The sequence below is a fragment of the Herbiconiux sp. genome (genome assembly GCF_023264855.1).
GTDB lineage: Bacteria > Actinomycetota > Actinomycetes > Actinomycetales > Microbacteriaceae > Herbiconiux.
The window spans coordinates 21,918-34,795 of sequence record NZ_JAHFUW010000005.1 but is presented as its reverse complement, the minus strand read 5'-3'; the positions used below and the strand labels follow the sequence as shown (position 1 = coordinate 34,795).

10 protein-coding genes are annotated in these 12,878 nt (G+C 67.9%); 4 read left to right on the top strand and 6 right to left on the bottom strand.

From position 1 onward, the window contains the following. Nucleotides 1-42 precede the first annotated feature (42 nt). The 4 genes from efeU to Q0D75_RS03290 are packed head-to-tail and all read left to right on the top strand — an operon-like array spanning nucleotide 43 to nucleotide 4,926. Nucleotides 43-903, top strand: coding sequence for an iron uptake transporter permease EfeU (gene efeU / locus Q0D75_RS03305; RefSeq protein WP_291049335.1), 861 nt, complete (start codon nucleotides 43-45; stop codon nucleotides 901-903). Nucleotides 904-911: 8 nt separating this feature from the next. Next, nucleotides 912-2,090 carry an iron uptake system protein EfeO gene (efeO, locus tag Q0D75_RS03300; protein WP_291049334.1) on the top strand — a complete coding sequence of 393 codons (1,179 nt, stop codon included), beginning with the start codon at nucleotides 912-914 and terminating at the stop codon, nucleotides 2,088-2,090. Between the two features lie 30 nt (nucleotides 2,091-2,120). Then, a complete protein-coding gene (gene efeB / locus Q0D75_RS03295; RefSeq protein WP_291049333.1) occupies nucleotides 2,121-3,491 on the top strand; it encodes an iron uptake transporter deferrochelatase/peroxidase subunit in 1,371 nt (456 codons plus the stop codon). A gap of 55 nt (nucleotides 3,492-3,546) precedes the next feature. Then, nucleotides 3,547-4,926, top strand: a complete 1,380-nt coding sequence (locus Q0D75_RS03290) for an MFS transporter (RefSeq protein ID WP_291049332.1) — start codon at nucleotides 3,547-3,549, stop codon at nucleotides 4,924-4,926. 9 nt (nucleotides 4,927-4,935) lie between these two features. Here the strand turns inward: Q0D75_RS03290 and Q0D75_RS03285 are convergent, their stop codons facing one another. From Q0D75_RS03285 to Q0D75_RS03260, 6 genes are all read right to left on the bottom strand, one after another. Next, nucleotides 4,936-5,409, bottom strand: coding sequence for a hypothetical protein (locus Q0D75_RS03285; protein WP_291049331.1), 474 nt, complete (start codon nucleotides 5,407-5,409; stop codon nucleotides 4,936-4,938). Nucleotides 5,410-5,498: 89 nt separating this feature from the next. After that, nucleotides 5,499-7,406 carry a translational GTPase TypA gene (typA, locus tag Q0D75_RS03280; RefSeq protein ID WP_291049330.1) on the bottom strand — a complete coding sequence of 636 codons (1,908 nt, stop codon included), beginning with the start codon at nucleotides 7,404-7,406 and terminating at the stop codon, nucleotides 5,499-5,501. 96 nt (nucleotides 7,407-7,502) lie between these two features. Then, a complete protein-coding gene (locus tag Q0D75_RS03275; RefSeq protein ID WP_291049329.1) occupies nucleotides 7,503-9,263 on the bottom strand; it encodes an ABC transporter ATP-binding protein in 1,761 nt (586 codons plus the stop codon). Then, the gene (locus Q0D75_RS03270; protein ID WP_291049328.1) at nucleotides 9,260-10,210 is read right to left on the bottom strand and encodes an ABC transporter permease; all 951 of its coding nucleotides are present in this window, start codon (nucleotides 10,208-10,210) and stop codon (nucleotides 9,260-9,262) included. Before Q0D75_RS03270 ends, Q0D75_RS03275 begins: the two co-directional genes overlap by 4 nt. Continuing rightward, the gene (locus tag Q0D75_RS03265) at nucleotides 10,200-11,129 is read right to left on the bottom strand and encodes an ABC transporter permease (RefSeq protein ID WP_291049327.1); all 930 of its coding nucleotides are present in this window, start codon (nucleotides 11,127-11,129) and stop codon (nucleotides 10,200-10,202) included. Before Q0D75_RS03265 ends, Q0D75_RS03270 begins: the two co-directional genes overlap by 11 nt. A 106-nt stretch (nucleotides 11,130-11,235) precedes the next feature. Further along, nucleotides 11,236-12,852: an ABC transporter substrate-binding protein gene (locus Q0D75_RS03260; protein WP_291049325.1), complete on the bottom strand. Its 1,617-nt coding sequence runs from the start codon at nucleotides 12,850-12,852 to the stop codon at nucleotides 11,236-11,238. Nucleotides 12,853-12,878: the final 26 nt, after the last annotated feature.

The window sequence follows — 12,878 nt, the reverse complement described above, 5'->3', positions numbered from 1 at the left end:
GGGCGCACTGCATCCTTCTTTCTTCCCCGTGAAGAGGTTCCCGTGCTCGCGAACTACCTGATCGGCCTGCGCGAAGGCCTCGAAGCCGCGCTCGTGGTCGGCATCCTCATCGCCTACGTGCGCCGCATCGGCCGCAAAGACGTGCTGGCCCGGCTCTGGATCGGCGTCGGCCTCGCCGTGCTGGTGGCTCTCACCCTCGGCGCCGTGCTCACCTTCGGCACCTACGGGCTCACCTTCGAGGCCCAGGAGGCCATCGGCGGCTCGCTCTCGATCATCGCCACCGGCTTCGTCACCTGGATGGTGTTCTGGATGCTGAAGACCTCCCGAGACCTGAAAGGCACGTTGCAGAGCGACATCGACAAGGCGCTGGTGGGCGCCGGCTGGGGTCTCGTGCTCGTCGCCTTCCTCTCGGTGGGCCGCGAGGGCATCGAGACCGCGCTGTTCATCTGGGCCGCCGTGCAGGCCACCGGCGAGACGACGCTCCCCCTCATCGGAGCGGCCCTCGGCATCGTGACCGCGGTCGTGCTCGGCTGGCTGATCTACCGCGGGATGCTGCGCATCAACCTGTCGAAGTTCTTCGCCTGGTCGGGCGGCTTCCTCATCCTGGTCGCGGCCGGCGTGCTGTCCTACGGCGTGCACGACCTGCAGGAGGCCGGCATCCTGCCCGGCCTCAACAGCCTCGCGTTCGACGTGAGCGCGATCGTGCCGCCCGACAGCTGGTACGGCACCCTGCTGAAGGGCACCGTCAACTTCTCCCCCGCCACCACGTGGCTGGAGATGACGGTGTGGCTGGCCTACTTCATCCCCACCATGACCCTCTTCATCCTCGCCGTCCGGCGAGGTCCCTCGAAGCCGGCGCGCACCCCTGCACCCGCCGCCGTCACCACCCCTGCCCACAGCTAGGAGCACTCGTGAAGACCAAGCCCCTCCTGATCACCGCCTCCGCGGCGATCTCCCTGCTCGCCCTCACTGGCTGCGTCGCGAACAGCAGCGCCGACAGCGCCGGCGCGATCACCGTCGACAGCTCGGCCGACGACTGCTCGGTGAGCGCCAGCACCGCCACCAGCGGCACGCTCACCTTCTCGGTCACCAACTCCGGCGACCAGGTGACCGAGTTCTACCTGCTGGCCGACGACGGCCTGCGGATCGTCGGCGAGGTCGAGAACGTCGGCCCCGGCATCTCCCGCGACCTCGTGGTGCAGGCCCAGCCGGGCGACTACTTCACCGTGTGCAAGCCCGGCATGGTGGGCGACGGCATCGGCAAGTCGGCCTTCACCGTCTCCGGCGACAAGGTGGAACTGGCCGGCGACCTGCAGGAGCAGGTCGACTCCGCCGCGCTCAACTACGTGGCGTACATCAAAGACCAGGTCGCCCAGCTGGTCACCGGCACCCAGACGTTCGTCGACGCCTACGAGGCCGGCGACGACGCGACGGCACGCGATCTCTACGCCACCACCCGCGCCAACTACGAGCGGATCGAGCCCGTGGCCGAGTCGTTCGGCGACCTCGACCCCGCCATCGACTTCCGGGAGGCGGATGTCGCCCCCGAAGACGAGTGGACCGGCTGGCACCGCATCGAGAAAGACCTCTTCCCGCCGACCGCGGCCGACAACGGCGGCACCGAGTACGTGCCGCTGACCGCCGAGGAGCGCAGCTACTACGCCGACAAGCTCGTCGCCGACACCCAGCTGCTCTACGACGCCGTGAACGACCCCGACTACACCGTCACCATCGACGCCATCTCCAACGGCGCCATCGGCCTGATGGAGGAGGTCGCCTCCGGCAAGATCACCGGCGAAGAGGAGATCTGGTCGCACACCGACCTCTGGGACTTCCAGGCCAACCTCGAGGGCGCCAAGGTGGCCTACGAGGGCGTTCGCGACATCGTCGAGGCCAAGGACCCCGAGCTGGTGACCACGCTGGACGAGCGCTTCGCGACCCTGCAGGACACCCTCAGCGCCTACGGCACGCTCGACAGCGGCTTCACCTACTACAACGAGCTGACCCCCGAGCAGGTCAAGGAGCTCGCCGACGGCGTCAGCGCGCTCGGCGAACCGCTCAGCCAGCTCACCGCCACGCTCGTCGGCTGACGCCCAGCCGGTGCGTCCTAGGGTTGAGTCATGACCGAATCCGATCCCTCCGAGGCCCCGGCCTCGCAGGCCGGCGACGCCTCCACCGACCCAGCCGCCGACTCGGCGGACGCCCGCTCGACCGACCCCGCCCCGGCGCGGTCCGGCATCTCCCGCAGGGGGTTGTTCGGGCTCGCCGGGGCGGGCGTCGTGGGAGCAGGACTCGGCGCGGCGCTGGACAGGTTCGTGCTGCCCGCCTCGGCGTCGGCCCAGGAGAACGCGGCGGTCTACCCGTTCTACGGCGCGCACCAGTCGGGCATCACCTCGCCGGCTCAGGATCGCCTGCACTTCGCCAGCTACGACGTCGCCGCCGGTCTCACCCGTGACGAGCTGATCGGGCTGCTGCAGGACTGGAGCGACGCCTCCGCCCTGATGACCGCCGGTGATCCGGTGGGCGTCTACGGCGCGGTCAACGGCCCCTACGACGCTCCCCCGGACGACACCGGCGAGGCGCTCGGCCTCCCGGCATCCGGACTCACCATCACCATCGGGTTCGGCCCGACTCTGTTCACCGACAGCTCCGGTGCCGACCGTTTCGGCATCGCCGCCCAGCGCCCCGAGGCGCTCGTCGACCTGCCGCACTTTCCCGCCGACGCGCTCTCCGAGGCCCTCACCGGCGGCGACCTCTGCATCCAGGCCTGCAGCGACGACCCGCAGGTGGCGGTGCACGCCATCCGCAATCTGTCCCGGATCGCCTTCGGCCGCGCGAGCATCCGCTGGTCGCAGCTCGGTTTCGGCCGCACCAGCTCCACCACCACGGCGCAGGCCACACCCCGCAACCTGTTCGGCTTCAAGGACGGTACCGCCAACATCAAATCCGAGCAGACGGATGTCGTCGACGAGCAGGTCTGGGCCTCCGCCGCCGACGGAGCCGCCTGGATGGCCGGCGGCTCGTACCTGGTGGCGCGCAAGATCCGGATGACGATCGAGACCTGGGATCGCACCTCGCTCCGCGAGCAGGAGAAGATCGTCGGCCGCACCAAAGGCGAGGGGGCTCCCTTCTCGGGCGGCACCGAGTTCAGCGAGCCCGACTTCGCCGCTACCGGACAGGGCGGGGCTCCCCTGATCGCCGCGGACTCGCACGTGCGGCTCGCGCACCCCGACCAGAACGCGGGCGCCCAGCTGCTGCGCCGCGGCTACAACTTCGTCGACGGCAACGACGACCTCGGGCGGCTGAACGCGGGCCTGTTCTTCATCGCCTACCAGCGCGACCCGCGCACCCAGTTCATCCCTATCCAGATGAACCTGGCCAAGAACGACGCCATGAACGAATACCTCCGCCACGTCGGCTCCGGCATCTTCGCGGTGCCGCCCGCCCCCGCCGCCAAGGGCGGCTTCGTCGGCGAGACCCTCTTCGCCTGACGTCGATGGCGCCCGAATTGACCTGAACCGGGGTCGAGGTTCTACGGTCGAAGGTGTGAGCACCTCCCCCACCCTCCCCACGGCCGCCGCCGAGACGCCCCTCAGCCCGCGCTTCCGGCTGATCACGATCGGCTCGATCGTGCTGGTGTTCGTGGCCGCGTTCGAGAACCTCGCGGTCACCACGGTGATGCCCGTGATCAGCGCCGAGCTCGGCGGCGAGGCGCTGTACGCGGTCGCCTTCGCGGCTCCGCTGGCGGCATCCGTGCTGGGCATGGTGATCGCGGGCAACTGGTGCGACAGCCGCGGGCCGCGCACGCCGCTCGCGGTCTCGGTCGCGTTCTTCCTGGCGGGACTGATCGTGGCCGGCAGCTCGTTCTCGATGGAGCAGATCGTGATCGGGCGACTGGTGCAGGGTCTCGGATCGGGTGGCACCACGGTGGCCCTCTACGTGATCGTCGCCCGGGTGTACCCGCCGTCGCTTCGTCCGAAGGTGTTCGGCCTGTTCTCCGCCGCCTGGGTCGTTCCCGCCCTGGTCGGCCCGCTGATCGCCGGAGTGCTCGGGCAGACCGTCGGCTGGCGCTGGGTGTTCCTCGGCGTCGCCGCGCTGATCGTGCCGGCCACCGTGATGGTGGCGCCCGCCATGCGGCACCTGGCGAGCACGGGAACGGATGCCGCCTCGCGCGTGCCGTGGAGCGTGCGCCGCATCCTCTGGGCCCTGCTGCTGGCGCTGGCCATCCTCACGCTCAGCGTCTCGGCCGAGTTCCCGGGAGCGCTCGCGCTCGTGGTCGCGGCCGTCGCGTTCGTCGTGGCGATCGTGGCGCTGCGCCCGCTGATGCCCGCCGGCACCCTGCGGGCGGTGCGCGGCCTGCCGAGCACCCTGCTCACGAAGATCGCCCTGGCCGGCGGCTACTTCTCGGCCGAGGTGTACCTGCCGTACCTGCTCACCAGCGAGCACGGGCTGAGTCCGGCCGCCGCGGGCCTCGCGCTCACGGCCAGCGGGGTGTTCTGGGGTGCCGCCTCGCTCGTGCAGGGCCGGCTCGGCGAGCGGCTGACCAGTCGCACGAGCGTGCGGATCGGCATCGCAGGCGTGGTGCTGGCCATCGCGATCGTGCTGCTGGCCACCGCCCTCGACCTGCCCGCCTGGGTGTCGATCGCCGGCTGGGCGATCTCGGGCACCGGCATGGGCTTCGCCTATCCGCGACTCTCCGTACTCGTGCTCGGGCAGTCGCGCCCCGAGCAGCAGGGCTTCAACAGCGCCGCTCTCAACATCGCGGATGCCGGAGGCCCGGCGGTGTCGCTGGCGATCGCCGGCATCCTGTTCCAGGGCATCGGCCACGGCGCGGCGACCGCCGGCGCCTTCACGGCGGTGTTCGTGCTGAGTGCTGTGCTCGCCGTGGCCTCGGGGCTGATCGGCGGGCGACTGCCGAAGGGCTGAACGCCCGGCCTACTCGGTGGCGGTGGTGCCGCCCACGATGTAGGTGGCCGTCTTCTGGCCCGATCCGTCGTCGGTCACGGCCACGAGAACCGAGAAGTTCGCGTTGCTGTAGGCGCCCGAACCGGCCCCGTCGGCGAAGCCCGAGAAGCTCGACTCGAAGCCGGCCGCGATGAGCTGGTCGTTGATGGCCTTGAAGTCGGCCTCGACATCGTTCACCTTGATGCTCACGGTCCAGCCTCCGCCGTCGGCCACGTTTCCGGCACTGAGACCGCTGACCACCTCGCCGTCGTAGAGCGGCACTTCGCTGGGGAAGCCGTCAGGCAGACCGCCGTCGGAGTTGAGGTCGACCTCGCCGCCTCCCGCCTGCTCGACGGCGCCTTCGACGACCGATTCGACCGGGTTCCCGATGCAGCCGGTGAGCGCCGGGCCGAGCAGGGCCGCCAGGGAGACTGCGAGAACGAGGGACAGCTTCTTCGTCGTCATACGTCGAGTATGGCAAAGGCCCCGCATCCGGTGACAGATGCGGGGCCTGTGCGTCATCGACTCGTTACCGAGTCGACAGCGGCGCGATGCTACTGGTTGGCGCGCTTGAGGTTCGCGGTGCGGCGGGCACGCGCGTTGGCGTCGAGCTCCACCTTGCGGATGCGGGCGATCTCGGGGGTGACCTCCACGCACTCGTCCTCGCGGGCGAACTCGAGGCACTCCTCGAGCGAGAGCTGACGCGACGGCGTCATCGACTCGAAGGTGTCGGAGGTGGACTGACGCATGTTGGTCAGCTTCTTCTCCTTGGTGATGTTCACGTCCATGTCGTCGGCGCGCGAGTTCTCGCCGATCACCATGCCCTCGTAGACCTCTTCGGTGGGGTTCACGAAGAAGGTCATCCGCTCCTGCAGGGCGATGATGGCGAACGGGGTGACCACGCCGGAGCGGTCGGCCACGATCGAGCCGTTGTTCCGCGTGACGATGGAGCCGGCCCACGGCTCGTAGCCGTGCGAGATCGCGTTCGCGATACCGGTACCGCGCGTGATGGTGAGGAACTCGGTGCGGAAGCCGATCAGACCGCGCGAGGGGACGATGAACTCCATGCGAACCCAGCCGGTGCCGTGGTTGGACATGCCGTCCATCCGGCCCTTGCGTGCGGCGAGCAGCTGCGTGATGGCGCCGAGGTGCTCTTCGGGGGCATCGATCGTGAGGTGCTCGAAGGGCTCGTAGGTCTTGCCGTCGACCTGCTTGGTGACCACCTGCGGCTTGCCGACGGTGAGCTCGAAGCCCTCGCGGCGCATGTTCTCGACCAGGATGGCGAGCGCGAGCTCTCCACGGCCCTGAACCTCCCAGGCGGCGGGGTTTCCGATGTCGACGACGCGCAGCGAGACGTTACCGATCAGCTCGCGGTCGAGGCGGTCCTTCACCATGCGGGCGGTGAGCTTGTGGCCCTTGACCTTGCCGACCAGCGGCGAGGTGTTGGTGCCGATGGTCATCGAGATGGCGGGCTCGTCGACGGTGATCGCGGGCAGCGGCCGCACGTCGTTCGGGTCGGCGATGGTCTCGCCGATGGTGATGTCCTCGATACCGGCGATGGCGACGATGTCGCCGGGGCCGGCCGACTCGGTCGGGAAGCGGGTGAGCGCCACGGTCTTCAGCAGCTCGCTGATGCGCTGCGTGGTGACGGTGCCGTCGTGCTTGACCCAGGCGACCTGCTGGCCCTTCTTGATGGTGCCGTTGAAGACACGCAGCAGGGCGAGACGGCCCAGGAACGGCGAGGAGTCGAGGTTGGTGACGTGGGCCTGGAGGGGCGCCTCGTCGTCGTAGGTCGGAGCGGGGACGTGCTCGAGGATGGCGCCGAACAGCGGCTCGAGGTCGTCGTTGTCGGGCAGCGTGCCGTTCTCGGGCTTGTTCAGGCTCGCGGCGCCGTTGCGGCCGGAGGCGTACACGACCGGCACGTCGAGGATGGCGTCGAGGTCGAGATCCGGAACGTCGTCGGCCATGTCCGAGGCGAGACCGAGCAGCAGGTCCTGCGACTCGCCCACGACCTCGTCGATGCGCGCATCCGGACGGTCGGTCTTGTTGACCAGCAGGATGACCGGCAGCTTGGCCTCGAGGGCCTTGCGCAGTACGAAGCGGGTCTGCGGCAGCGGGCCCTCGGAGGCGTCGACCAGCAGCACCACGCCGTCGACCATCGACAGGCCGCGCTCGACCTCGCCGCCGAAGTCGGCGTGACCGGGCGTGTCGATCACGTTGATCGTGATCGGCTTGTCGCCGGCGTGCTTGCCGGTGTACGAGATCGCCGTGTTCTTGGCGAGGATCGTGATGCCCTTCTCACGCTCGAGGTCGTTCGAGTCCATCATCCGGTCGTCGGCGTCGAAGTGCGCGTCGAAGGAGTTGGTCTGCGTGAGCATGGCGTCGACCAGGGTGGTCTTGCCGTGGTCGACGTGGGCGACGATTGCGACGTTGCGCAGGTCATCGCGGGTGGCTTGTGCCATGGGGAAAGTCCTCAGGTTCGTGAACCCGGAACTGGTGGCGCAGCCACCCACGCGGGCTCTGAATAGCGAATTGATGGGCGACGAGGCCCGGAACTGCTAAACGCCCAGGGTGATTCCAGCGCCCGGAATGGCGTTCAGCAACTCCTTAGTATATTGCTCCTGCGGGCTGTCGAAGACCTGATCGGTCGTAGCGGCCTCCACGATGCGTCCCTTCTGCATCACACAGACGTTGTCGGCGATGACCCGAACCACCGCCAGGTCGTGCGTGATGAAGAGATACGTGAGCTCCAATTCGCTCTGCAGATCGGCCAGCAGCTTCAGGATCTGGGCCTGCACGAGCACGTCCAGAGCCGACACGGCCTCGTCCAGAACCACGATGTCGGGCTTCAACGCCAGGGCTCGCGCGATGGCGACGCGCTGGCGCTGGCCGCCGGAGAGCTCGTTCGGGTAGCGCGTGATCAGCGACTGCGGCAGCGCCACCTGGTCGAGCAGCTCGAGCACGCGGTCGCGCCGCTCGGTGCGGTCACCGACCTTGTGCACCTGCAGCGGCTCGGCGATCGTGTTGCCGATGTTGCGCAGCGGATCCAGCGAACCGTACGGGTCTTGGAACACCGGCTGCATGCGCCGGCGCAGGCTCAGCAGGGCGCGACCCTTGAGGGGAGCGACATCCTCGCCGTCGATCAGGATGGAGCCGCTGGTCGGGTCTTCCAGGCGCAGGATCATCTTCGCCACGGTCGACTTGCCGGATCCGGACTCCCCCACGAGCGCCGTGGTGGTGCCCTTCTCCACGGCGAACGACACCTTGTCGGAGGCGATCAGCTCGCCCGAGGATCCCTTGCCCTGGCCACGGATCTTGTAGACCTTGGTCAGATCCTTCACCACGATCGCGTCGGGGCGCTTGACGGCCGGCTGGTGCTCGATCCGTTCCTCGGCGGCGGCGATGAGGTCGAGCCCATCGGTCACGGTCGTGGGCGCGTAGGCGAGGTCGCCCAGCGAGTGCGTCGCCGACTGCTGCGTGGCACTGATGATGCGGCGTGAGGCGAGGCTCGGGGCCGCGGCCACCAGCCGCTGGGTGTACGGGTGCACCGGGTTCTGCAGGATGTCCTTCGACGGACCGGCCTCCACGATCTTGCCCTTGTACATCACCACGAGCTGCTCGGCGCGCTCGGCGGCGAGGCCGAGGTCGTGCGTGATGAACAGCACCGCGGTGCCGATGTCGCGGGTGAGCGTCTCCAGGTGGTCCAGGATGCGGCGCTGCACGGTCACGTCCAGCGCCGAGGTGGGCTCGTCGGCGATGAGCAGCTTCGGTCGGCTGGACAGGCCGATGCCGATCAGCACCCGCTGGCGCATGCCGCCGGAGAACTGGTGCGGGAACTGCTTCAGCCGCTTGTCGGCATCCGCGAGGCCCGCCTCCTTCAGCACCTGGATGGCGTGGGCGCGAACCTCCTTGCGGCCGGAGGCGATGCCGTTCGCACGGATCGTCTCCTCGACCTGGAAGCCGACCGACCACACCGGGTTGAGGTTGGACATCGGGTCCTGGGGCACGAAGCCGATCTGGCGGCCGCGCACCTCCTCCATCTTCTTCGGGGAGTACTTGGTGAGGTCCTCGCCGTCGAAGAGGATCGATCCGCCCGTGATCCGGCCGGGGCCGGGGAGCAGATTGATGATGGCGTGCGCCGTGGTCGACTTGCCGGAGCCCGACTCCCCCACGATGGCGAGGGTCTGGCCGGGCATCAGGGTGAGGTCGACGCCCCGAACGGCCGGCACGATGCCGTCGGTGGTCTGGAAGCCGACCTCGAGGTTCTTGATCTCCAGCAGCGGGCGGACCGCCCCTGCGGTGGTGGTGGGGTCGCTCATCGCTGGGCCCTCGCCTTCGGGTCGAGTGCGTCTCGGATGACTTCGCCCATCATGATGAAGGCGAGGACGGTGATCGAGAGCGCGAGTGAGGGGTAGATGAGCGTCTGCGGCGCGGTGCGCAGGTCGACCTGCGCCGCCGAGATGTCGTTACCCCACGACATGGTGGAGTTGGGCAGCCCGACGCCGAGGAAGGACAGCGTGGCCTCGGCGACGATCGCCGCACCGAGCGAGATGGTGGTCACGACGATCACCGGGGCGATGGCGTTCGGCAGCACGTGACGCAGCAGGATGCGGAAGTTCGACACTCCCGTCGCCCGCGCCGCCATCACGTAGTCGGCGTTCTTCACCCGGAGGATCTCGGCTCTCAGCACGCGCGCCGTCGCCGGCCAGGCGAAGATGCCGATCGCCAGCGAGATCACGAACACGTTCCGGTAGGCCGAGAACACTGACATGATGACCACGGCGGCCAGGATGTAGGGGATCGAGAAGAAGATGTCGCCCGCGCGGGAGAGGATCGCGTCGAGCCAGCCGCCGTAGAACCCGGCGAAGGCACCGAACAGGATGCCGAGCACCGTGGTGAGGATCGTGACGATGATGCCCACCGTCAGCGAGGTCGACGTGCCGTGGATGAGACGCGAGAACACGTCGCAGCCCTGCTTGGTGAAGCCGAGCAGGTGCTCGCCACTCGGACCGCCGTTGCTGTTGGAGAGCTGGCAGTCGTCGTTCGGCGGAACCGAGGTGAACAGGGTCGGGAACAGGGCCACGATGATCACCAGGATGATGATGACGGCCGAGATCCAGAACATCGGCCGGCGGCGCATGTCGCGCCAGGCGTCGATCCAGAGGTTGCTCTTGCGTTCGCCGACGTTCACGGCGTCGACGGCGACGAGAGGGGTCTCCTCCAGCGGCGCGACGTAGTGCGTCGGGGCGGGCTGATTACTTGACATAGCGGATCCTCGGGTCGAGAAGGCCGTACAGGAGGTCGACGACGAGGTTGACCACCAGGTAGATGAGCACCATCACGGTCACGAAGGAGACAACTGTGGGTCCTTCGCCACGGATGATGGCCTGATAGAGCGTGCGGCCGACACCGGGCACGTTGAAGATGCCCTCTGTGACGGTCGCGCCGACCAGCAGCACGCCGAAGTCGGTCGCCGCGTAGGTGACCACCGGAATCAGCGAGTTGCGCAGGATGTGCACCGGGATGATCCGGCGCCGGCTGAGGCCCTTGCTGTAGGCGGTGCGCACGAAATCGAGGCTCTGGGTCTCGATCACGGAGGCTCGGGTGAGCCGGATGAGTTGCGCGAACGTGATCGACGCCAAGACGAACGCGGGCAGGATCAGGTCTTGGATCGGAGCACCGGTGGACACCGTCGTCCTGGCCCAGCCGAGTTGGATCCCGAAGATGAACTGCGCCACGAAGGCGATCACGAAGATCGGCAGCGAGATGAAGATCAGGCTGACCACGAGCGCCGAGGCGTCGAACAGCTTGCCCTTGCGCAGACCCGAGACGAGGCCGATCAGCACGCCGCCGACGAACTCGATGATGAGCGCCATGATGGCCAGCCGGATGGTGACCGGGAAGGTGCGGGCGAGGATGTCGGCGACGGGCTCTCCCGAGAAGGAGGTGCCGAAGTCGCCGCGGAAGATCCCACCGAGGTACAGGAAGTACTGCACGATGAACGGCTGGTCGAGGTGATACTGCTGGCGCAGCTGTTCGAGCAGCGCCGGGTTGGGGGTCTTGTCACCGAAGAGGGCGAGAAGAGGGTCTCCGGGCATCGCGAAGACCATGAAGTAGATGAGGAACGTCGTTCCGAGCAATACGGGGATCGCTTGGAGAAGACGCCTGAGGATGTATCCGGCCACGAATCAGACCGTACCAATCGAACTAGGGGGCGGGAAGCGCCGGTGCGGGTCGAGAACATGAATCGGGGGCGGCAGCGCATGGCTGCCGCCCCCGATCGAGCGGGAACTAGCTCTTGGTGATCTCGTAGTAGAGCGGCACCGAGTTCCAGCCGAACTGCACGTTCGACGCGGTCTCGCTGTAGCCACCGGTGACGTTGGCGTACCACAGCGGGATGGCCGGGAGGTCCTTCAGCAGGATCTCCTGGGCCTTCTGGAAGTCGTCGTTCGCTTCGGCGGAGTCAGCGGTCGACGAGCCCTCCTGCAGCAGTGCATCGAACTCGGGGTTCGAGTAGTCACCGTCGTTGGAGGAGGCGTTGGTCGCGTACAGCGGGCCGAGGAAGTTGAACAGACCCGGGTAGTCGGCCTGCCATCCGGTGCGGAACGCGGTCTGGATGGTGCGGTCGGTGATCGCGGTGCGCGACTCGGCGAAGGTCGGGTACGGAGCGCCCGACGCGTCGATGCCCAGCGTGTTCTTGATGCTGTTCGCGGTCGCGTCGACCCACTCGGCGTGGCCGCCGTCGGCGTTGTAGGCGATCTGGAAGGTACCGGACCAGGGCGAGATGGCGTCGGCCTGGGCCCACAGCTTCTTCGCCTCGTCGGGGTTGAACTTCAGCACGTCGGCGCCCTCGAGCGAGTCGCTCCAGCCGTCGATCACCGGGGAGGTGAAGTCGGAGGCGGGGGTGCGGGTGCCGGTGAAGATCACGTCGGTGATCTCGTCGCGGTTGATCGCCATCGACAGAGCGGCGCGGCGCAGCTTGCCCTCTTCGTCGTTGCCGAAGTGCGCGAGGCGCTCCGGGATGGTGAACGACTGGAAGATCGCGGCCGGCTGGTTGACCGCACGGTCACCCAGGTCGGACTCGTAGGTGCTGTAGGCGCTGGCCGGGATGTTGTCGAGAACATCGAGGTTGCCACCGAGCAGGTCGGCGTACGCGGCGTCTTCGCTTGCGTAGAAGACGATCGTGAGACCGCCGTTCTGGGCCTTGCGACCACCGGTGTACTCGTCGTTCACGACGAGGTCGATCTTCTCGTTGTGCTGCCAGGCGGTGTCGCTGGCGAGCTTGTACGGGCCGTTGCCGATCGGGTTCTGGCCGTAGGCGTCCATGTCCTCGAACGCCGTCTTCGGCAGCGGGTAGAACGCCGAGTAGCCGAGGCGCAGCGGGAAGTCCGAGCGCGCTTCGTTCAGCGTGACGGTGAAGGTCAGGTCGTCGACGACGTTGAGACCCGTCAGGGGGCTGTCGGCTTCATAGCTGAAGCCCTCGATGTCCTCGAAGAAGTAGCTGTTCAGCTGCTTGTTGGAGAACAGCGCGCCGTACTGCCAGGCGTCCACGAAGCTGTTCGCGTCGACCGGGTCACCGTTGGTGAACGTCAGGTCGGGCTTGATCTTGATGGTGAAGGTCTTGGAGTCGTCGGTCTCGATCGACTCGGCGACGTCGAGCTGCGGCGCGCCCTTGGCGTCGTAGTACTCCAGGCCCGCGAAGATCGAGTCGAGGATCTTTCCGCCACCGGTCTCGTTCGTGTTGGTGGGGATCAGCGGGTTCTGGGGCTCGGAGCCGTTCGCCGTGATGATCGAGGCGGTGCTGGCGGTGGAGTCGGTCGACCCGCCGCCGCTCGCGCACCCGGTCAGCGCCAGAGCGCTGGCGGCGATCAGCGCGATGGCACCGATGCCGTATCTGTTGATCTTCAATTTTCCTCCTGGTGTAGGGATAGAGG